General features: G+C 39.9%; 20 protein-coding genes and 2 pseudogenes. 1 reads left to right on the plus strand and 21 read right to left on the minus strand.

Translation table 11 applies throughout. The features are described from left to right. Positions 1-13: 13 nt before the first annotated feature. The 5 genes from JSQ81_RS08870 to JSQ81_RS08890 all read right to left on the minus strand — a co-directional run bounded on the left by JSQ81_RS08870 (position 14) and on the right by JSQ81_RS08890 (position 7,249). Complete coding sequence (locus tag JSQ81_RS08870; protein ID WP_212607266.1) at positions 14-1,483, minus strand: NCS1 family transporter; 1,470 nt, start codon at positions 1,481-1,483, stop codon at positions 14-16. Positions 1,484-1,782: 299 nt separating this feature from the next. Further along, positions 1,783-3,045: an NAD-dependent dihydropyrimidine dehydrogenase subunit PreA gene (gene preA / locus JSQ81_RS08875; RefSeq protein ID WP_212607267.1), complete on the minus strand. Its 1,263-nt coding sequence runs from the start codon at positions 3,043-3,045 to the stop codon at positions 1,783-1,785. A gap of 13 nt (positions 3,046-3,058) precedes the next feature. Continuing rightward, a complete protein-coding gene (locus tag JSQ81_RS08880; protein ID WP_249336683.1) occupies positions 3,059-4,402 on the minus strand; it encodes an NAD(P)-dependent oxidoreductase in 1,344 nt (447 codons plus the stop codon). A gap of 28 nt (positions 4,403-4,430) precedes the next feature. After that, positions 4,431-5,834: a dihydropyrimidinase gene (gene hydA, locus JSQ81_RS08885; RefSeq protein ID WP_212607269.1), complete on the minus strand. Its 1,404-nt coding sequence runs from the start codon at positions 5,832-5,834 to the stop codon at positions 4,431-4,433. 167 nt (positions 5,835-6,001) lie between these two features. Continuing rightward, entirely contained in the window at positions 6,002-7,249 is a 1,248-nt protein-coding gene (locus JSQ81_RS08890) for a Zn-dependent hydrolase (RefSeq protein ID WP_212607270.1), read from the minus strand. Between the two features lie 197 nt (positions 7,250-7,446). On the opposite strand from JSQ81_RS08890, the gene JSQ81_RS08895 reads away from it, so the two are divergent. Beyond that, entirely contained in the window at positions 7,447-8,616 is a 1,170-nt protein-coding gene (locus tag JSQ81_RS08895) for a PucR family transcriptional regulator (protein ID WP_212607271.1), read from the plus strand. A gap of 591 nt (positions 8,617-9,207) precedes the next feature. Here the strand turns inward: JSQ81_RS08895 and JSQ81_RS08900 are convergent. The 16 genes and pseudogenes from JSQ81_RS08900 to JSQ81_RS08970 form a co-directional block, all read right to left on the minus strand. Next, entirely contained in the window at positions 9,208-9,864 is a 657-nt protein-coding gene (locus JSQ81_RS08900; protein ID WP_212607272.1) for a reverse transcriptase-like protein, read from the minus strand. 109 nt (positions 9,865-9,973) lie between these two features. After that, complete coding sequence (locus JSQ81_RS08905) at positions 9,974-11,041, minus strand: YkvI family membrane protein (RefSeq protein WP_212607273.1); 1,068 nt, start codon at positions 11,039-11,041, stop codon at positions 9,974-9,976. Between the two features lie 104 nt (positions 11,042-11,145). Further along, entirely contained in the window at positions 11,146-12,258 is a 1,113-nt protein-coding gene (gene menC, locus JSQ81_RS08910) for an o-succinylbenzoate synthase (RefSeq protein WP_212607274.1), read from the minus strand. Next, a complete protein-coding gene (locus JSQ81_RS08915; protein ID WP_212607275.1) occupies positions 12,255-13,097 on the minus strand; it encodes a GNAT family N-acetyltransferase in 843 nt (280 codons plus the stop codon). Before JSQ81_RS08915 ends, menC begins: the two co-directional genes overlap by 4 nt. Positions 13,098-13,154: 57 nt before the next feature. Beyond that, positions 13,155-14,015 (minus strand): MurR/RpiR family transcriptional regulator, encoded by an 861-nt coding sequence (locus tag JSQ81_RS08920; protein WP_212607276.1) that lies wholly within the window; start codon positions 14,013-14,015, stop codon positions 13,155-13,157. Between the two features lie 445 nt (positions 14,016-14,460). After that, complete coding sequence (locus tag JSQ81_RS08925) at positions 14,461-15,024, minus strand: acetate uptake transporter (protein WP_212607277.1); 564 nt, start codon at positions 15,022-15,024, stop codon at positions 14,461-14,463. A gap of 88 nt (positions 15,025-15,112) precedes the next feature. Next, positions 15,113-15,547 carry a YueI family protein gene (locus JSQ81_RS08930; protein WP_212607278.1) on the minus strand — a complete coding sequence of 145 codons (435 nt, stop codon included), beginning with the start codon at positions 15,545-15,547 and terminating at the stop codon, positions 15,113-15,115. 41 nt (positions 15,548-15,588) lie between these two features. Further along, on the minus strand, positions 15,589-16,497 hold the full coding sequence (locus JSQ81_RS08935; protein ID WP_212607279.1) for a DMT family transporter: 909 nt from the start codon (positions 16,495-16,497) through the stop codon (positions 15,589-15,591). A gap of 30 nt (positions 16,498-16,527) precedes the next feature. Then, positions 16,528-16,815 carry a class I SAM-dependent methyltransferase gene (locus JSQ81_RS08940; protein WP_212607605.1) on the minus strand — a complete coding sequence of 96 codons (288 nt, stop codon included), beginning with the start codon at positions 16,813-16,815 and terminating at the stop codon, positions 16,528-16,530. Next, a pseudogene (locus tag JSQ81_RS08945) lies at positions 16,811-17,511 on the minus strand (Type 1 glutamine amidotransferase-like domain-containing protein). Before JSQ81_RS08945 ends, JSQ81_RS08940 begins: the two are co-directional and overlap by 5 nt. An 84-nt stretch (positions 17,512-17,595) precedes the next feature. Further along, complete coding sequence (locus JSQ81_RS08950) at positions 17,596-18,378, minus strand: alpha/beta hydrolase family protein (protein ID WP_249336684.1); 783 nt, start codon at positions 18,376-18,378, stop codon at positions 17,596-17,598. A gap of 90 nt (positions 18,379-18,468) precedes the next feature. Further along, positions 18,469-18,885, minus strand: a complete 417-nt coding sequence (locus JSQ81_RS08955; RefSeq protein WP_212607280.1) for an NUDIX hydrolase — start codon at positions 18,883-18,885, stop codon at positions 18,469-18,471. A gap of 102 nt (positions 18,886-18,987) precedes the next feature. Next, the gene (locus JSQ81_RS08960) at positions 18,988-19,395 is read right to left on the minus strand and encodes an NUDIX hydrolase (RefSeq protein WP_212607281.1); all 408 of its coding nucleotides are present in this window, start codon (positions 19,393-19,395) and stop codon (positions 18,988-18,990) included. 27 nt (positions 19,396-19,422) lie between these two features. Further along, positions 19,423-19,929 carry a nucleoside deaminase gene (locus JSQ81_RS08965; RefSeq protein WP_212607282.1) on the minus strand — a complete coding sequence of 169 codons (507 nt, stop codon included), beginning with the start codon at positions 19,927-19,929 and terminating at the stop codon, positions 19,423-19,425. Positions 19,930-19,977: 48 nt separating this feature from the next. Further along, positions 19,978-20,283, minus strand: a pseudogene (locus JSQ81_RS20210) (NUDIX hydrolase); the annotation flags it as partial. Positions 20,284-20,588: 305 nt separating this feature from the next. Next, complete coding sequence (locus JSQ81_RS08970; RefSeq protein WP_212607283.1) at positions 20,589-22,556, minus strand: GIY-YIG nuclease family protein; 1,968 nt, start codon at positions 22,554-22,556, stop codon at positions 20,589-20,591. Between the last annotated feature and the right edge of the window lie 413 nt (positions 22,557-22,969).

Raw genomic sequence — 22,969 nt, forward strand, 5'->3', positions numbered from 1 at the left:
CTCGCTTCTCTTATTAAGCACTTTGTTCTTCAATTTCTTGCTCGACGATTTCTTGCTCGATGATATCATCCCAATCGTGACCAGCTGTAATCCCTAAATACCTGGCGTCACTAGGATCGTCTAGTTCGGCTTGCGGGTACTTTTTGAACCACCAATATTTCGCCAAGACAAAGTACACGAGTGCCCCCACGAAAAAGCCCACCAATGAAGAATACGTCGGGAACATATTCGCTATGATACCACCAATCAACCAAGCGATTAACCCCGCCAAGTTAAAGCCATTCATATACTTATATTGGCCGTTTAACTCGTAAAGATCTTTTACGTTCACACGGCGTTTACGGATTAAATAATAATCCGCGAATAATATTCCCACAATAGCTGTTAAAATACCGCCAATGATTAATAGCGCATTGACTAAGATGCCAAACAGGCTCCACGGCTGTGCTATAATCCCAATAATCCCCGCGATTATAACAGCAGCCCAGAACGGCACTTTTGGACCACCAATGTTAGAGAAAATCGTTGCCGCAGGAATAACGTTTGCTGATGTATTGGTCGACCATTGCGCTAACACAATCATCAACAATAAAACCCCTAACACAATTCCACTTGCACTTTGCTGCAAGGCATTTATCGGATCAGCAGATGCCACTGCCATATAAGCCACCGCACCTATGGTTACGATAAATGTATTGGTAAGCGGCATTACGATTAAGGAGCCAACTAACTGCGTCTTATTGCGTTTGAACCAATTGCGTTCATTTTTAGGCGCTTTAAAGAAACGCGATAGTGTTGGCATATCAGCTGCTAACGTTGCCCAGAACCCCATGTTCGCCATAATCACGACCATGAACGCTGTAAAAGCCGCCATCCCTGTTGTCGGTGATTCTACCCAAGTCCACACATCTTTTCCTTCAGCGGTTGCATGATCGGCAAGCGTAATGTACATCCAGCACGATATTAAAATGATAACCGGCGCAGCAAAATCCGCAAAACGCTCAATGGATTTAATGCCAAGCGATGTGTTAAATAACTGTAATGCTGCAAAAACAAGGAAACATAAAAACCAATTATTAAAGCCAAATAATAAATTCAAAATCCCATTGATGGCCAATGCACCAAAATAGGTGTTAAGCCCGAACCAACAAGAAGCTGTCACCCCGCGAACAATCGATGGTATATGCGTGCCAAATGTGCCAAATGGGGCACGCATATAAACCGGGAAGGACAAGCCGTGCTCAATGCCAATATCACCGATTAACGTCATAAATACGCCGATTAAAATTGAACCTATCATTGTCGCTAAAATTACCATCGGCAATGACAAACTCATAATGGCTGTTCCGCCAATTGCAAAGGCGGCTAATACGATGGCCATTCCCACCCAAATCACTGCAAAACCAAATGTCCCGATATTTCTTTGTTGATGTGTCACTGGAAGTAAATCTGGTGATTTTAAATAATCGCCACCATTCGCCATTCATGTCTCTCCCTTATAGTAGATTTCCAGTTAACGAACAAAAAATTGACCTCTTTTTTATGGCTCTACACCAAAATCTGTACTTGAGTGCATAGTCACTACATATGAACTTTTTTTATTCGGCATTTGTATGGATGCTGCATAGTTTTATATTGCTTGTTGCTCGAAGTGAAGGCTGTGCGACTCCTAGGGAATTAGCGTCCCCAGATGGGGCCATGCAGCGAGGATTTTCCGAAGCAACTCATCGGAAGCTCCCCCCCGAAAACGCACAGCCGGATAGGAAATCTACCCTACTTTTTTTATCGAGCAAAATTACTGATCAGTGATTGACGTTCGTTCCAAGTCATTGGTGCAATAGTGGACACTTTTTCGACCATTGAAATCGCACCGTCTACCGGGCACACAATCGCGCATAAATTACAGCCTACACAATCTTGTTCACGTACCTTTAGCATCGGACGACCACTCTCTGTGTACAGGTCAATACATTGATGTGCCGTATCTTCACACGCAATATAGCACTTATTGCAATTAATACAAACATCATTATTAATTTCAGCAGCAATATTGTAGTTTAAATCTAAGTCACCCCAGTCAGAATAACGTTGGACCGACTGACCGACCATATCCATCGCTGAGGCAATGCCCTTCTCATCCAGATAATTATTAAGCCCATCAATCATATCTTCGACAATACTAAATCCATGGTGCATTGCTGCTGTACAGACTTGTACGCCTGTTGCACCCATCAGCATAAATTCCGCAGCATCCTGCCAATTTGAAATCCCGCCAATGCCTGAAATTGGTATATTGACGAAAGGATTTCGCGCACATTCTGCTACCATATTTAGTGCAATCGGCTTGACAGCAGGCCCAGAATATCCGCCATGTGCTCCCTTCCCGCCAACATGCGGTACCGTATTCCATGAATCTAAATCGACTCCCGCTAAGCTGTTGATCGTATTAATCATACTAACGGCATCTGCCCCTCCACGCACTGCCGCTTCCGCCGTCATCGTAATATCCGTAATGTTTGGTGTTAGCTTGACGATCACAGGTGTACGTGCAACTTCCTTCACCCAGTGCGTTTGCTTTTCTACCAATTCAGGGACTTGACCTGAAGCAGCCCCCATTCCTCGTTCCGCCATCCCATGTGGACAACCAAAATTAAGCTCAAGACCGTCAACCCCGACAGCTTCTACTTTTTTGACAATCTCATGCCACTTTTCCTGCTGTGGCTCCACCATTAATGAAGCGATAATGGCATGATCAGGAAACCTTTTTTTCGTTTCAAGAATTTCCTGTAAATTAACCTCTAATGGACGATCCGTAATGAGTTCAATATTATTAAAGCCCGCTACTCTCTGTCCGTTAAAGCTAACAGCCGCAAAGCGCGATGAAACATTTAAAATTGGTTCGCCCAATGTTTTCCAAACTGCCCCGCCCCAGCCCGCTTCAAATGCACGTTGCACTTGATAGCCCGAATTAGTCGGTGGTGCAGATGCTAACCAAAATGGATTTGATGATTTAATCCCCGCTAAGTCAATTCGTAAGTCTGCCATGCTACATTCCCCCCTATGCGATTCCGCTCGGTTTTCTTAAACGCTCGTGAATGATGTAAGCAGCATCTTTACCTTGCTGTGCAGCTGTTACCACCATTGCTTCCCCTTGGCCATTGCCGAACACGACATCCCCACAGGCAAACACTTTGTCATTCGATGTTTGCATTGTCGTTTCGTCAATGTCTACTACCCCGTCCGTATGCTGTAATCCAAACGCTTCAATAAGCGAGACAAAGCGTGTTTGTCCAATTGCTTTAATGACAGCGTCCACCTCTATAACAAACTCGGATCCCTCTATTACTTCAGGTCGTTGCCTGCCGTCTGCACCCGCCTCTCCAAGTTTCATTTTGACGCATTCAAGTCCCACTACTTTCCCTGCATCATCACCGATAATTTGTTTCGGCGCGGTCAGCCACTTAAATCCAACGCCATCCTGCTTGGCAAATTCATATTCAAATTGGTAGGCTGTCATCTCTTTTTCTGTTCTTCTATAAAGAATGTCCACTTGCTCCGCACCTAGTCGCACAGCACAGGTTGCACCATCAATGGCTGTGTTACCGGCACCGATGACCGCAACACGTTTACCGATTAAGTCTTCTGTCAGTGCACCCATTTTCGTGTGCTTTACAAACTCAATGGCATCATGAACGCCTACTAGTTCCTCACCTTTAATGCCAAGGTTAGGAACAGTCCCCATACCAACCGCTAAAATAACGCTGTCATATTGCGCTAAAATTTCCTCAGGTGAAATATCTACGCCTACGGTTGTATTTGTTTTAATGTCCACACCAAGCTTTGCAACTTGCGCAACTTCCCAATCCACTACATCATTCGGCAATCGAAATGATACGATTCCGTAGCTGCCCAAGCCACCCGCCTTTTCTTCAGCTTCAAAAATTGTGACACTATAGCCGAAGCGACTAAGCTCACGCGCTGCCGATAAACCAGCTGGACCAGAGCCAACAATCGCTACCGTTTGTCCGTTTGTTTGGCCCTTTTTAAATAGTTCGACGTCTGATTCCATTGCCCAATCTGTTGCATAACGTTGCAAGTGACCGATTTTAATAGGCTTTGTGGAGGAATGTAACACACATGCCCCTTCACATAATTCCTCGGTCGGGCATACTCGTGCACAGCTTGCACCAACTGGATTGGCCTCCATAATCGTCATGGCCGAACCTTTCATATTACTAGAAGCAATTTTTTTAATGAAATTCGGGATTTGAATACTTGTGGGACATGCTGTAATACAAGGTGCGTCATAGCAGTACAGACAGCGATTCGCCTCTTCTAGTGCTTCATTTTTTGTCATCCTGCTATTCATTTCCACAAAATTTCGTTCGAGTTGCGAAGTCATTGAAACATTCCCCCTCATGGATTGATGTTTACACGTTGACTGTTTGAGCAGTCGTCGGCTGTAGTGCACGCTTAATATATTGGCCGCTGCCTAATGCTCCTACAAATTGTTTGTTCTTAATAACGTATTCACCACGCACAAGTACACTGATAGGCTCTCCCGTTACTTCCCAGCCCTCATACGGGTTGTAGTCGACATTCATATGGTGGGTGTTCGCTGAAATTTCACGTTTTACCGTAGGATCAAAAATTACGATATCCGCGTCAGAACCAATAGCAATCGTTCCTTTTTGTGGATATAAGCCGAAAATTTTTGCGGCACTTGTCGAAATCATATCGACGAAGTCATAGATGGAAATTCGCCCTTTCGCCACACCTTCAGAAAATAAAATGCTGAAACGATCCTCGATAAACGGTCCACCATTTGGAATTTTAGAAAAGTCATTTAACCCTAATTTCTTTTTCCCGTTAAAGCTAAATGAACATTGGTCCGAGCCAATTGTTTGCAGTTGCTTGGCTTTTAACGCATTCCACAAATGCTCTTGATGATATTTCGGGCGAAGTGGTGGTGACCAAACATATTTCGCCCCCTCGAATCCTGGCTGTGCTAACGCTGACTGATCGAGCGTTAAATAAGGTGGACATGTTTCTCCATAAACGTCATAGCCCTTTTCACGCGCTGCGATAATTTCATCCAGTGCCTCTTTACACGTCACATGTACAACATAAAGCTTGGCGCCTGCGATACGCGCTAATTCAATGGCCCGTTTCGTCGCCTCACCCTCTAATTCTGCGGGACGCGTCAGCGCGTGATAAATTGGCGCCGTCTGACCAGCTTGCTTCGCCTCCGTTACTAATTCGTCGATGACCGAGCCATTTTCACAGTGCACCATGACAACAGCACCTATGTCTTTTGCGATTTTAAAGGCTTTGAACAGCGTACGATCTGACGCCTGGAATTCTTTCGCATAAGCCATGAACACCTTGACAGACGTAATCCCTTCCCGCTCTAGTAACAATGGTAACTCGGCCTCTGTTTCAGGCGTTAAATCACTAATCATTAAATGAAAACCGTAGTCAATAGCTGATTTACCCCTTGCTTTTTCATGCCACTTTTCCACAGCCGTCGCAAGTTTTTCTTCACCCGCAGATAAGCAAAAATCTAAAATGGTCGTCGTCCCACCGAAGGCAGCCGCAATTGTACCCGACTTCCAATCATCGTCTGTCACCGTGTTGTTGAACGGCATATCCAAATGCGTATGCGGATCAATTCCCCCAGGCATCACGTATTTACCCGTTGCATCTACAATTTCCGCTCCGTTGGCTGATAAATTTTTGCCGATTTGCACGATTTTGCCGTTCTCTATTAAAATATCTGCCTCATACATATCTGAAGCTGTCGCAATAAGTCCACCTGTAATCACTTTTTTCACACTACCCTCACCCTTCGTTTATGAATGTAAAATTTGTCGAGATCTGTTAAATATGATGGCTCATCGCCATGACGGGAAGTTTGATAGGCACTTTAATCAAGCGTCATCCCTAACTTTTAGTGATGAACCAATGTGCTAGCGAATTATAGTATTCTAGTCTGCACTCATCATGAGTTTAGTGTGTATTTTTCACCCATGCTGAACTTCGTTTGCAGTGTCAACACGGTTTCTAGTAACACGTCTGCCCCCTTTGCACAGTCTTCAAATGTCGTTTCTTCCTCCTCGCAATGACTTTTCCCCTTGATACTTGGAACAAAAATCATTGCTGAGGGGATGAAACTTGAAATATACTGTGCATCGTGCCCCGCCCCACTGAACATTCGATGGAAGGAATAACCAAAGTCACGGCATGATTTTTCCACTTCATTGCAAATAGCTGCATCAAAAAATACCGTCTCCCGCCCCCATAGCTTGATCGGGCGAATGTGGCAACCGTTTTCCTCTGAAGCTAAGCCTCTCAATAACTTCTCCACTTTGCGCATCACCGCTGGATTTTGATGACGTGAATCCACGGTAAACACTACTTCGTTCGGGATGACTGTATGAATATTAGGTGCCACGTGCATACGCCCAAATGTGAACACGAGCTCTTCATCGATTTTGCTCAGCTGCTCATGCAAAGACGAAATTATACGAGATGCCACAACCATCGGATCTTTACGCATCGACATCGGCGTTGTGCCAGCGTGATTTGATTCACCTGTCACGGTAATTTCATAGCACACCATGCCTAAAACGCCTTCGACCACCCCGATTTCACGTTGCTTCGCTGCTAATACCGGTCCTTGTTCAATATGCAACTCAATATAAGCAAGGGCTTCTGTTAAACGGTTTTCTTGCTCCCCCTCGTAACCACTTGCCTGTAATGCTTCTTGAAAAGTAATGCCATTTTTATCGAGAGACTCCTGCATTTTCTCTTTAGTGAATTTTGAAGCAATGACACCCGAACTCATCATCGCCGGATCAAAGCGCGCGCCTTCTTCATTCGTAAAATTCACTAGCATTAATGGAATCTCTAGCTCAATGTCGTTTTCCTTTAACGTTCGTATCGCCTCTATTGCTGTTAAAATACCTAAGACGCCATCAAACCTGCCACCTTTTTCAACTGAATCTAAATGTGATCCCATTACAATTGGCGGGCATTCTTTTTTTCCTGGTAGAGTCGCATAGATATTTGCCATATCATCTACTTGGATATCCATGCCCAACTCCTTACATATTTCACAAAAATAGTCTCTCGCTAATACATCCTCCTTTGAAAGAGACAAACGGGTTACGCCTCCATTGATAGTTGCACCAAATTGACTAAACTGTTCAATTAAACCCTGCAATCGACTACTATTACATTTATACATATGCAAGTCCTCTCTTTCACAGTTATCGAAAAGTATTTTCTTGTGAAGATTCAAAATTAATAGTTATCTAAAAGTGGTTGTCTATATGAAATTATAAAATAGAAAAGATTCAAAAGATATGGATAAAAGGCTAAAAAAACATGTGCAAGTGCACATGTTTTATGGTACGTTATTTATATAGTAAGGGGGGCGCTGTTATGGGGACGATTGGCAAAATCGTAGAGGGGGCTCTATTCCCGATGCTGACATTAGTAGCTGGACAAAGCGGTATGCATCGAAAAGTTAGAGGTATTAACGTAGTAGAAAGCATTGATTTAATCATGTTTTGCCGACCAAATGAATTAGTTGTGACAACAGGCATTAACTTTCCACACCAAAATACATCCTTAGAACAACTCGTTAAACTGGCGTACACTAAAAAAATAGCTGGTTTTATCGTAAATACGGGACCTTATATTCCTGACATTCCTGAATCGGTCATCTCGTTTGCAAATGAGCATGAATTGCCCATTTTTCAAATGTCTTGGGATTGCCGTGTAGCCGATCTTTTAAAAACGACATTTCAATTTATCTCCAGTCATGAGCAAAAACACTCCACCGAAGACCAAGTTCTTTACAACTTACTGTTTCACTACAAAAGGCACGCCGATTCCACAAGGAAAAGTTTAATGCAACTCGGATTTCCACAAAGCGCAGAATTGGCCATCATCACTTGTACAACAACAGATGCACGCAGCAGTATTGATAGTTATGAGAACCTCATTCAATTCGCATTCCAAAATAGATATAAACGTTTTTTAAGAATCAAGCACAAAAATCACCTTATTTTTCTCATCAACCGAACACAAATCACTACCTCCAATAGTCCTTTCTCAAAAACAGTTGAAGACATCTACGACAAAATCACCCAGAAAAACGGCAGCTTAAATGTCATTATCGCCAAAGGAAACTTTTATGAAGACTACGAAAATATCCATAAGAGCTACGAGGAATCACTTACTGTCATTCAATTAGCACAACTGCACAACAACCGATTCTTATACAAATATAAAGAAATTGGCGCCTATAAGATTATTATGGGCGTGCAAAATCGGACATTAATTGAATCCTTTAGACAGAATATGCTTGGACAGCTTTATCGATATGATGATTTGCGCAACACTGATTACGTGTCATTTTTACGTATTTTCCTTGAAGAAAACGGCAGTACGAGTAAAATTAGTGAGCGTCTATTCATTCATCGCAACACCGTCCTATATAAAATCAAAAAGGTAGAACGGCTATTAGATATGGACGCCACCAACCCTTTTACAAAAACCAATTTGTATATGGCCTTTTTAATAGAAGATGTATTGACGCATCAATAATTATGCGTTATAGGAGGAGGGAGTTATGAATGGATTTTCACTCACTGTAGCAAATGTACTGACGAAAAAGTTATTCAGTAGCGCGAAGTTCCCAATATTCAGCAGGACAAGTATGACAAGATACACGGGCAAGCCCTGGTTATGTGGAAAAACATGTTATTCGCAGTGAGTGAATATTTTCAACCAGTATTATGGGGGAGGTTTGTTTTTTTCCCCGCAGCGCGTAGTCAATGAATACGATGCACTGATTTCCTGTTTATCTTTTTTCCAAACACTGTACCATCGTTTGGAAAAAAGATATTCAAAAAGATGAGGGGACCTGATTATTTCAGACAATAAAAAACCGGAATCCTTTTGGTAAACCGGGATACTATTGAGTTAGATATGAAAATCCGTAATGTTTAATATAAAAGAAAGATGATAGAGGGACGACTGTCAGTTCCGATCCACTATCATTCATGCATTACAGCTGTTCAGGAAATACCTCTTACTTTATTCCAAATAAAATCTCCCATTTCTATGCGCCATTTGGGATGACACAAGGAAAGTGAGAGAGTGATTATGACATGTGGTTTAGACATGTCCCTTCATTTAAAGTATTTCAGTCGTTGCTGTAATCTCGATCCCATTCAATGCCTGTGTAGCTAGCCTGTCTGCTTCTGTATTCCCTTTTCGAGATACCAACTCATATTCCGGTGTTATCCCAAGGGTTTTCATTTTGGCTTCGATTCGGTCGGCCCAAGTGTACAGGTTCTCTTCTATTGCGGGCCACTCCTCGGTTAAGTGATTGATGACAACCCGAGAATCTCCAATAATTCTAACCGGAAGATGGTGGACATTCAAATTTTCAAGTTCCTTAATGCAAAGATGAAGCGCTGCATATTCCGCCTCGTTATTTGATGTGAGTTCCAGAACGGATGCGTTATGTCTGAGCCTGTACGATTTCCCGTTTTGATCATAATAAATGACGCACCCCAATCCAGATGCCCTTGTAGTCAAATCGAATCCTCCATCAAAATAGACTGTAATATTATGCGGCTCTGTTACAATTTCTTTTAAATAGCTTTTCATTTGCTTGACCGTCCACGTGTTTTCATGTCGATCGATAAACTTCAAACTTTTTGTACGTCCCGTCTTCTCCAAATCTTCCGCAATGAGCATTGCATGAGCTGCATTCATTTCATGCGAGTGGAAGACGGTTTCCGTTCCTTTAGGTGTTCGGTAACTCCATTCGATTATAACCTTCATCGCAATTCCTCCAAGTAGTTTGTCCCTGTAGTGTACCTAATGCGATGCTCTTTTAGAAGTCTTCTTGTCACAATCCAACAAATATAACGTCATTAAGTCTTTCACTGTCTCAGTTCTCTCCCACATGTTTCTGTTCTCTTTTTTTCATGATCCAAGCCAAGACAATTGCCCCAATCAGCGTGAAGCCCAGGTAGCCCATTGCCGGATAGACCGTTCCAACAAGTGTGATAAACCCGACAAAACTCGCTCCAAATGCGGCTACCCCGAAAATCACAACGGCACCTTTGAATTTTTTTGTTTCCGGCTTCACAGTACGCGCCGTAAATGCATAAAGCATACCGACAGCGGTATTGTAGACCATACCAAGTAAAATAATAGAAAAAATCGTACTCATGACAGGGCTCATGCTATTTGCCAACGCCAACATCGGCATTGGTAAGGACGCAATTTCCTTCAATTGCGTCAGCATGGAAACATTAATGAGGATGATTAGAAGGCCGAGACCCAGTCCTCCGATAATGCCCCCCCATGCCGCAACTTTCTCATCCTTGACTGTCCCGCCCATGACGGTCAGCATCGCTGCACCGGCAGCAATATTATACGATACATATAAAATTGCCCCTAATAGCCAGTGAGAAGCACCCCGACTTTGACTGGCTGTGACAGCTTGCAGATCCGCTGATGTAAAGTCAAAATTGATAACTGAATATACGGTAATCACAATGACAATCAACAATAAAAAAGGCGTGAACGCGCTAATGATCGAAATCACTTTTTGAACACTTAATGTAACGGAGAGAATCGTTACGACTGCCATGAGTATACTTCCAATGACACTTGGTACGCCAAATTGCTGTTCGAAAATGGCTCCAGCTCCTGAAAACATGACGACTGTCACACCGAACAGGAAAAACGTAATAATGGTGTCGACAATAATCCCTAAATGTCGTCCACAAATATGATAAATGACTTTTTGATGAGAAGTTGTTTGTAAACGGCTCCCAAGCTGCGTCAAATTCATCCCAATAAATGCGAACAACAGCGTTGCAACGATTGAACCGGAAATACCGATTGCACCGAAACTTGTGAAAAATTGTAGAATTTCTTGCCCTGATGCAAACCCAGCACCGACAATGACACCGATAAAGGCTGCACCGATTTGAAAACTCTTTCTCATAAACGTTCCCCCCGCTAATTGTTCTCGTTTCAGTTTGATGGAATCTTCAGAATTCATGTTCCGAAAGAAATCATGTGGACGCTTGTTTATCCACATGACCTTTATTATTCAGCTTTAAATTGGTAAGTTTCGACTGTAAACTTGTCCATTGCATTGAAATTCGGTTCATAGCCGATGCCATATGCGGTCGGTACGGTAATATAGCCGTCTTCCACGACAACTTCCGGCGTAATAACATCTTCTTCCCAATAACGTGAGGAACCGGCAGTATCGCCTGGCAAGACGAAGTTCGACAATGTCGTCAGCGCGACGTTATGGGCACGGCCGATTCCCGATTCCAGCATGCCTCCACACCAAACTGGGATGTCCCGTTCCATGCAATAATCATGTATTTTCTTGGCTTCCGTTAAGCCACCGACTCGGCCGATTTTAATATTGATGATTTTTGTGCTTCCGAGTTCCAATGCTTTCCGCGTATCTTCAAGGGAATGAATACTTTCATCCAAACAAATCGGAGTAGTCATTTGTTTCTGCAATGTCGCATGGTCGATAATATCATCTGACGCAAGTGGTTGTTCGATCATGGTCAAGTCAAATGCGTCAAGCTGTTTCAATAGTTCGATATCATCTAGTGTATAAGCCGAGTTGGCGTCCGCCATGAGCGGTACGTCCGGGAAGTGCTTCCGGAGCTCGCGCATCACTTCGACGTCGTATCCCGGTTTGATTTTCACTTTGATACGTTTATAACCTTCCTCTACAAAGGCACGGACAGTTGAAATCAAATCTTCGACATTTTCATGGATTCCAATGCTGATTCCGACTTCAATTTTGTCGCGCTCTCCACCTAATGCTTGCGCCAATGTCATCTGATTCCGTTTGGCATACAAGTCCCAAATAGCCCCTTCAACGGTCGATTTCGCCATGTTGTTTTGACGGATAGCGCTGAAAATTTCACTCACTTCATCAGGATGTCCGATTTCTTTTCCTAATAGGAGTGGGATCAGAAAGTCTTCTATTATATGCAAATTCGTTTCAAGCGTCTCTTCATTATACCAAGGCGCGCTGAATGCAACAGACTCTCCCCAACCGCTATTGCCCTGCTCATCTTTTGCCTCTAACAATAGAAAATCCTTTTCATGTAAGGTACCGAAACTTGTTGTAAACGGATGCTTCATCATCATTTTCATTTTACGGATGGTGATTTCTTGAATGATCATTCGATTTCTCCTCTTTCATTCGTATTCAATGGGATTGTATTTCTTTTGACCACTTGGTAATAGTGGATGCCAAGTGTCGTTCGATTGACGCTTACCAATGCATACCCATCACGGAAAAGCGTTTGGAAGATTGTCCTGATTTTCAGTCGCCAATCCAGTGCAAGCTGCGGCTCATTTTGTTTAATCAACTGAAAATTCTCGGGTATTGGAATTTCAATTCCGGCGCTGTTGGTCGGAATATCCTGTTCATCCCATGCTAGAATTGGGTTTCCCTGTTCGGAGCTTCCCACCGTAAACGGACGGTCAAAGCGATCAATTGTCGGAATCCAGCTTTCTTCGACCCTGTCGCTCGTAATCCACCATTCAATTTTAAAACGATCCGTGGGTAATCCTTTGTTCAAACCGTCTTCCATTTCACCGTACCAATTTTCTAAATAAATATCGCATACCCCATATAACTTCGACAAATTCAAATACGCGTTTCTGCTTTCCAACGGATCGAATGTCCATGTTATCAAGTCATAACCCATATCTATGGCGAACTTGCGTTGATTTTCCTTCAACATTTTGCCGATTCCCATCAGCTGGTAATCGGGATGGATTCCGAGCATATGAGAACATAAATACGTTTTTCCATTTGCAAATCCAGTAAAACCGTATGAGAATCCGACGATTTTCTCGCCGTCGAAAGCGCCTAGCATTAGGCCTCCATTTGTGACTGCTGTATAGGTTTGATGGATCGGAATCGACTCCGATCCCCATACTGTTTTTTCAAGAGATTGCATGAGACGCATATCTTCAATCGTCTCCAATTTTCGCGTTGTAATGTTTACATTCATGTATTCACGTCCTTTTTTTCCATCGATATCTGTACGGAGCCCAACGCAATGTCTATTTCATTGTTTCTCCGTCCCTTCCACAAATAAAAAATCACTTTTTAAAGATTGATAGGTCTCTTGACGCTTTTCGAAGTTATCCTTTTCCTTCACGGACACCCCGGCAACCATCGCATTCATAAACGAAAACAAAGCAGTCGTCGCGTCCAGTGTGGATTTATTCGGTGAATGAATGGGAAATAACACATCACTATGCGCTTGAATAGGCGCCAATAACGAGTCTGTAATCGCAATGACATAGGCTTGCTGATCACTGGCCAACTCAGCAATCCGGATTGTTTCTTTTAGATAGCGATGAAAAGAAATGGCGACTAATACAGATTGGTCATTCATGGTACTAATCGTTCGAATAACATCTTCCGCCTCTATCCGAATGAGCCGGACGTCATGCCTGACTAGCCCAAGTGTATAGGTGAGCCAATTTGCCGCGGCGTAGGATGAACGAAGCCCCAAAATATAAACCGTTTCTGCTTTTGATAAATGTGTAATTGCTGTTTCGTAATCTGTCTCATTGATCTGCTTGATTGTTTCCGAAATGGTACGACAATCCTGTTCCATCACTTGTTCATAAAAATGGGGTGCTTGTTCCAGTTCAAGCTTGGATTGCTGATAAGTATGCAAACTGCTTTCTTGGAATAACAGTTGCTCTCGGATGGTCTTTTGCAATTCGGAATAACCGGAAAGTCCAAGACTATAACAAAAGCGGATGACCGTCGTTTCACTCACCCCGATCATCAAGCCGATTTCCTGTGCCGAAGACACAGCAACATTCCGGGGATGATCCAATACGTAGGCGGCGACTAGCTTTTGACTTTTCGACAGCTTATGGAAATGCGCTTGCACGAGCTCTTTTAATTTCATAATTAATCACCATTTGAAGTGTAGGAATTTTTATTTCAACAAATGAAGTTTGGACTTCATTATTGATTATAAACTAATTTAACACAAACCTTCCCAGAATACAATATACTTTCTGAATCTTTAGTGTGTAACTCAGGCCGTTGCCGAAACAACCCTTTTCATATTGCACATAAAAGCGCATACAAAAAAATCGCCCAATTTGTTGGACGATTTCATATGGTAATTCCGCTCTTACTCTGTATTTTCATCATTCTATAAGTCAAAGTTATCGAGGCCGCTTCCCTTTCCTCTAAGTAACATTCAATTAGTATATACTGTGATATTTACATTGAAAAAGTTCAAAGAAAATCGGATAGGATGTGGCGATATGAAGCACTTCGTGAGTTGAACAAGAAAAAACCCGGATTCCTATGAAGAAACCCAGGATAATTGATTCCCTGTTAAATTAAAGTGGTAATATCGTTTTACCAAATTCGTGATTGATAACCTGTGCTAGGCCTGTATACATAGCTGAAATCCCGCATACGATTCCAATCCAGCCGCCTGCAATCTGTACCCCGTGAATGCCTGTAAAATCTGCAATGGATAAAAGTAAAAACAAAATCGTCAAAGTCAGAAATACAAGCTGTAATGAGCGGGTAAGCTTCAATGTACCTACAAACATCATTAATGTAAAGATACCCCAAAGCAGGAGATAGAACCCCATGCTCTTATCATCTGCAGCTGCAATTTCATTAAATGGATTGATCCATATCAGGATTAAGGACCACCAGAAAAAGCCATAAGCAGTAAAGGCAGTTGCGCCAAATACGTTATTTTTCTTAAACTCCATGATTCCGGCTATGATTTGTGCAGCCCCGCCAAGCGCGAAACCCATTGCAACAATTACAATTGATAGCGGTATGATATCCGCATTATGTAAGTTCAAGAGCACAGTCGTCACGCCAAATGAGAAAAGCCCCAGTGGAGCTGGATTTGCAATAGTCGATTGAATGTTTTCGTTTGCCATTTTGATTCCTCCGTATTATTTTTCAAAACTATAAAAGCATACCGTATAAGCACTGCCTTTACAAATAATACGAAAGTAACGGTACCTGTTATTTCCTTTTAAAAAGATTGGCAAACAGGCCATTCCTGTTACTTTTTTCTTTTTTCGCTTTCGGAATTTGCTTTTTCACGTAAATTTCTTCTTTATCAATTGCATAGTCATATGCGAGGACAAGGCCAATTTCGGTATCATGTTCTCTATTTGTGACCATTGTAAAATTCATCTGATACTTGGCGGCAATCCTCGTATATTTTGTCAGCAGCCCATAATTCATATTGCCATTCAAATATAGGCGAGCTTTTCTATTTTTCTTTATAGCAACCTCAACTTGTTTATAAATGCCTTTCTCTCTAATTTGTGCTTGTGTAAGCGCAATGACGATCCGTTCGCGATACGTTCCAAGAAATCTCCGTCTCTCATCCGGTTTCGGACCCCTTGGACCATGGATTCCTTGTTGAAGATAGTCGTCAATATGATTCGACATCAAAACACCTCCGATTGCAATTGTACTCATCCCACTCGACTTTATAATTCTTTTTTTGTTAGCGATAAACAAACAACTAGAACCAATATCAAGATCATTCCTACGACTTGCCAAGTACCAAAAGGGAGATTTAACCAGATTACACTACTGACTACTGCGGTTAAAGGCTCGACTGTCCCTAATAATGTGGTCTCTTTTGCTTCCAAATACTCTAAACTTTTGATAAACATCCAAAATGCTAGGGTTGTACCGAATATGATTGTAAAGCCTAATACGATGAAGGTGGATAAAGACCAATCATGCGTTTCAACTCTCCATACAGGATGCACGATATTCATACATACCCCAGCGATGAGCATCGCCCATCCAACAACAGTTACGGACGAATAAAAACCGAGCAAATTACGGGCATAGAGTGTATAGAAAGTCAATGATATTCCAGAGATAATCCCCCAAACAATAGCTATACCAGAAACGGACAACCCGTTAAATGAACCATTCGTCAATAAAAGCAACGTCCCAAGAACCGTTAGGAATATCGCTATAATATCTAATACTTGTAATCTTTGCAGACCTCTAAAAATCAGCCATAGAATAATATATACAGGCGCTAAATATTGTAATAATGTAGCGACAGCAGCGTTCCCTGCTTCAATGGAAGCCATATATGAATATTGAACCAATAACATCCCGAAAAGACTAAAGATAATTAGCGGTATTCTTTTTTTGGAATCTTTCCATATGGTAAAAACCTTTTTTCTACCTGTAAGCATCACTTGTACGCCCAACAATAGCAAGCCACTAATAATGAGCCTTGTTGATACATACCAATTCACATTGATATTCGCCATTTCAAACAAATAACCAGCTGCTGTTCCGCCAATTCCCCAAAAACTTGCACCTAAAATGACAAAAATAATCCCTACGTAACGATTGTTTGTATTTTTCATAACATCACCTATAATATTGAGATATGAATACTATATCTTAAATAACGGCAGAGATAAAAAGTTAAGGAATGTTAGACCCTCAAATTGATCTTTCGCAAAATAAAAAGAAGCGTTCCCTTCTAAAAAAGAAACACCCCTTTCGTAAAAACTATATTTAATCAAACACCGACATTGTTTTTCGGTTTCTTCTGGCGAAATGTGTTTCTTTACTTTTACGATATCCAGACCTGTAATATCAAAACCGTGCTCCGCTAAAGGAATCGTGAATCTACCCGCCCCACAGGCAACATCTAAAATGGGGCCACCTTGATTATCAATAAGAACCTAAAAATTCTATCTCAAGTTCTGTTTCTATAACCTTCTTTTCGAAAGTAACGCGATAGGCTTTGGCAGAAGGTCTCGAGCTAACTACTTTAAAAATTTCTTGTTCCTTATAATGAATAGCAACGCCATCATCTGCTGCAATTCCTGTTTGTATTTTTTCAGATTCAATAAGCTTGTGATATGAAGGCTTTCTCTCTATTTCACCATCGTAATGAGGACAATTACTCCCCTTAAGGAAGCCAAGACATTTTATTGGGTCAAGTCCTTCTCCAAATGAATCAGTCACTCCATCTTCAAACCAACAAATGGAACCTGCACTCACCCCAGCTAAAATAACCCCTTGATTCCACGCTTCTCTTAAAATATCGTCTAAACCCCATTCTTTCCACAAAGCTAAAAGATTTTTAGTATTTCCCCCACCAACATAAACAATGTCTTTCTCCAAAATAAAACTTTCAAGATCCCTTGTCGGAGGTTCAAATAAAGAAAGATGGGATGGATTACAATTTTGTTGATAAAAAAAATTATAATACCTCGATATGTAATTATCAGAATCTCCGCTTGCAGTAGGGATAAAGCAAATTTTAGGATTAGTTTTCTCGACTTGTTTCAATATATATATAAATCTAGCAATGGATTATCCGGTTCCATTGAAAAACCGCCACCACCAAGAGCTATTATTTGTCTCATCCAAGTATCCCTTTCAGAAGATAATGTAATAATTATTTCTACAAATCATCAATAATTCCTTGTTAATCTTGGTAGGTATTTGAGTTATCTTGAAATTTCCAACGCATTAGTCACTGATTTCCATGCGGATGAAGACGGGTCGATAACCATAAAATGTTCCACCTCTGGAAGTACTATCAAACGAACCTTATCGCCCTGTTCAATAGCCCTTCGATGATACTCAATACTCATTTCAACCGGGACATGACGGTCTACTTCGCCATGAATTAAAATTTGCTCTACATTCAAAGGCAACAATTCTATCGGTGAAGCAATCCAATAACGCCCGGATACTTCTTGAGGTGATCCACCCATAAATGAAGCTACGTGACTACTTATTCCTTGTTCTTCATGGATCTCCCACATTTTCTTCAAATCGGAAACCCCTGCCAAACTTATCACGCTCTGTATAGGTACATGCAGCGTTTTATTGATTTCGTCCATTTGAACTTGGTTCATTCGGGATGCCAACCATAAAGCCAAGTGTCCTCCTGCTGAATGCCCAAGAATAACCACTCGAGAGAGATCGAGCTGAAAACGTTCCTCAATTTGGGTGAGGTGATTTACAGCGTCTATGACATCAATAAATGTTCCTGGCCAACCTCCGCCGTCTTCTCCTACTCGCCGATACTCAATATTCCAAGTAGCATAACCACGACTCGTCAAATCTTCAGCTAGCGGAACATTTTCTTCAAGTCCGTATTTCGATTGCCAGAAACCACCGTGAATCGTGATAACAACCGGGTTAGGACCTGGATAATCGGGGATACGTAGTTCACCGATTTGAGACGAGTGATTTCCATATGGAATATGATTTACTTCTGCCAATGTATAACCCCTTTCACTATAGTAAGTGACTATTTAGTCTTTTAAACTATGCTAATTCTCTAATCCAAGAGAAACAATAGATTTCCCACTTTAAGTATGGTATTGGTTAGCTTTAGAACTCTTCAACAAACCTTCTAAAACTTCCAAGTCCTCTGGATATGCATGTTTCATTTTTTGTATATCTCTAAGTGACTTCCAAGCAGCATCTACTATAATGTTATCAGGATCGTTAATCCCTTCACTTTCTCCAGTTTTTTTCACTTTGAAGTAATAAGTTTTTACTTTATAACCTTTAGTTTTAGTTTCTTTAATAAACAGATTATCCTCTATGACAATGTCATATCCCGTTTCTTCTTTAACTTCTCTAATACAACATTCTTCTGGTGTTTCTCCTTCTTCAATACCACCCGAAGGAATAGCCCAAGATTCAGAGTTAATGCTTTTTACCATTAAAACTTCCTTCTCCTCATTAATACAAATCGCTGCGGAACCATACCATTTTTTCATCATACCCCTCCAACTTCTCGTTTAACAAAGCCTACCAGTTACTTGAATAAGAAAACTGCTTTACTCCTAATTGAAGTAAAGCACTCGAGACGTAAATTGATTTTAAAATTCAACATAAAAGGGATGGGTATTTTCGTTTAAACAATATTCAATTCTCTGTCTAAAATTCTTGATAGTTACCATTTCTAATGCTTCCTTTATTGGGAAAAAACCTACTTCTAAACTTTCAGAACTCGTAGTAGTTTCTCCTCCGATTGCTTTAGCTAAAAACAAGGTATTACAAATAGCTCGCTCTACATTTTGAAAGATCCCACAAAATTTGACAACCTCTATATCTATACCTGATTCTTCTTTTGTTTCTCTTATTGCCGCTGCCTTCAGTGATTCTCCCTCTTCTACTATTCCACCTGGCATCTCCCATCCCCTTAGTGGTCCTTTTATTAATAAAATTTCATTTTTATCGTTCAGCACAATTGTCGCCGCTGAAACAAAGTGCTTCGGTGTTGTCACAAGTTTAACCCCCTATCAGAATCATTTTTATTTTATTGCATTTCGTAAGTTTATAACATTATTCGCATTAATTTCCCATTTACTCATAAGTTCTTTTTGCCTATTCTTTAAGTCTTCATATGGTTGTTCAATCATTTCTACTACATTAAATCTTTCATCGAAGACCTTAGCATCTTTTATTTTTCTATAACCACCAAATCCTAAGTCATCATTTAGTAGCCAAACTACTCTTTTGATATTTGAAAATAAAATCCCACCCGTACACATAGGACAAGGCTCTAATGAAGTGTATATCGTGAATTTTTCTCTTTTAATTTTTGCTTTAAAAATTGCTTGACCCGCATTTCTTATGGCATCGATCTCAGCGTGGGCAGTTGCATCATTTGATGGATGCACCCTATTTCTTCCTCTTGAGATTAAGTTATAGTTTTCATCAACAATTACTGCACCTACTGGGTATGTATTTTCCTCTAATGCTAACTCTGCCTCTTCCAATGCCATTTCTAAAAAAAGTCTATCTTTATCAATACTCATGATTTCCCCTGCCTCAAATATTGGAATTGTGTAATATTCTCTATAAAACTATAATGTGAGCCTTGTTCTTAATAACGACTCCGCAAGTTCAATATTCCTTCTCAAATACACTGGTAATTCAGGGTGAGATATTATTTGATCTGTGCTCAACCAAATTACACCATCAACCTAATCAGGACTTTTTTCGAAAGCCTCACCTGATTCATGTTCACATAGAAAAACAATATCTACCACATTAAGTCCTGTGTCCGTAACAAATGAAGAGCTATTTACATATTCAAGGTCTTTAACCTTTATCCCAACCTCTTCAAATATTTCACGTTCAAGCGTCCTTTCAAGGATATCTGATGAATCTCATTGAATACATAAAGGACTTCCCGCTGCTTTTCCGGATTTCTTTGCCGTTTGGAACCCAACTATAAAGCAGTAGGTACCGACTTTTAGCAAAGGGAAGAGGAATAAGACAGCTACATAAAACAGTGTGAAAAACAACAAGGTCGATCTCTACAGCAAATCTCTTTGCCATGTTTCTTTACATAACAACACTCATCTTGATACAACATGGCAACTTTGTTTGGAATATCAGGATGCTATCAGCCAAATGATTTGTACTGACCCGCATACATCGGAGGTTGTTTTTGGAGAAAAACAAGAATTACTTATTGAGATTTCTCGCATAATGGACAGAACGGCCTTGCCAATAAGTGATCACTACGTTTTTCCCACTCATATGAACAATTGTTGCATTTAGCCAATACTTTTTCTTTGCTTGAGATATAATTGAATGTAGTAATTTTATTATTCGATCTCACTTTTATTTTCTCTTGGTATTTTTCTGCTCTAGTTTTAAGTGATTTATTGTTTTGTACTACCACTTTCTTAGAAGTAGATTTTGATTTCCGCCCCTTACTAATTTTAGGTAGTTTTCTTGATAATAACCTTTTGACAAACGGGTTGTTGTGTAGATCCTCATTCAGACACTTCCCTAGGCAAGGATATGATTCTGAAACTTCAACTTCAAATCTTGTTTCATCATTAATTAAATGGTGGATTTCGTTGAATACAGCAGTTAATTGAACTAATTCTTTATCTTTAATTGTGTAATCATTAATTCCATGCTTATATTCAGCTAGTATTGAAATAAAAGAGTTATCTTGTTCATCATCTATTAAGCTAGTAATTTTAAATTTTTCTGGTCTGAAAGCAAACATACTGTAAAAGTCTTGTTCATAATATCCAATTCCATATGAACAATTTTTTGTTGTCTCATTTTCAATATAATACTGTTTTTCGTATTTTTTTCCTTCATCATTTATGTAACAATAATCTATCCTGAGAATATCAGGGTCTTTTCTAATATAACTTCTACTTAGTGCATTATTTGATATGTAAATATTGATATGACAAGTGTTAAATAAGTCATCATCCATGCTTATTTTCATTGGAAGATCTTTAATATTATCACCTAAAGCAAAAGGCTCGAATTGGCATGCTGGAAAAATCATTTTGTATCTTTCACTTCTATTTTGAACTTCCCAATCCAGGATTTTATTAGCAATCTCTTGATAAGGTTTATTTTTGTTATTTTTAATTTCATAATTATTTTGTACTTTATCTATATGGTTTTGAAAAGTTCTATATAAGTCTATTTCGCACTTCCTAGATTTTATGTAATCTTGGAATTGCTCTTTATGCTTCGAGTTATCTTCATGAATTACACTATTAATAAAATTATCCTTTGCTTTCTCACTATATAGTTTCTGTTTCCTAAACTCCTTATTTATGTCGCTTTTAAAAGCGTCTAATGCTCTATTAAATTCAAATCTTGCGACTACATAATCCCCATATAATTTATCTTTCTTATCAAGAAATGGCCTCATTTCATCATAATCGGGTTTGTATTTTTTATTCTGGTCATAAAGATCTGATTTCACTTTCTCAAATTTGAATAGAGTTTCTTTTCTCCATTGTCCTTTTCCTTTCAATAAATAATCAATATCTCTAGGTGTAGGCATTGAATGTTCGAAATTAAATTTAGTAAACCCATAATTATAATAATCATGAATCCCTTGAATGTCTTCCTTAAATAAATCCAAATAATCATTGATTTCCTTTTCATTCATTTGTATGTTTGAAAAACGAAATGGGAGGCTCTTTAAAAAGGAATTAAATTGATTAAAACCGAAAAATGAGGATAGCAATCTCCTGAAATATTCCTGTTCCTTTTCTTCTAGTTTATCAATTTCTATCTCATCTAAAATAACCATATGAAAGTCTTTTAAAGTACATTTATTCTCTATCATATATTTGAATATCTTACAGGATTTAAGGCTCCCCTCATAAAAAGAGGAACCTTTTGAAAAGAAATAACGTTCGTACTCATCATACGTAAGTCTATTCAACGCAAGTATTTCTGAATAATGTTGTTTATATCTTCTTTGTATGTCTATTGACTGCCCAATATATATGGGAACAACTTTATCATCAGTAAAATTATCTATATAAATCATGTATATACCAGAGGATTTGTATTTAGTTTGTAGCGTAACTTCTTTATGATTATTTTCCACTATTAATTGTTTTACTTGTTGTTTCAACTCATTTATATCCCTTACACAATTACCCATATAGATGCCCCCTAAGCATGATTATTTCTTATTTCACTATTTACTATAAAAACTAAATGAAATACACCCTGCACAGGTATTTCCCCTCTATATAGTATAACATTACAATGTTTGTATTATTTCCCCTTCTCCTCTCAAACTCCATATTATGGATGAAGTATTACAAACCAAACTAAATTCTTTTCTCTACTATGTGTAACCCTTTTTTACTTCTCGGATTTTCCATCGCCTAAACCCGCATTCCTTCGTTTCAAAATTAATATAGTTCTCCGACCGAACCCCGTTTTCCACACTTTTCAGCACCAAAAACACCTCTTTTTCGCCTGTTTTTCACACGTTTTATCACTGTTTTTTCGAAGTTGGAATAAAGTTCTCCGATAAAGGAAGGAAGAAGTATTGGAGAAAAGAGGTAT

It is taken from the genome of Sporosarcina sp. Marseille-Q4063 (genome assembly GCF_018309085.1).
GTDB lineage: Bacteria > Bacillota > Bacilli > Bacillales_A > Planococcaceae > Sporosarcina.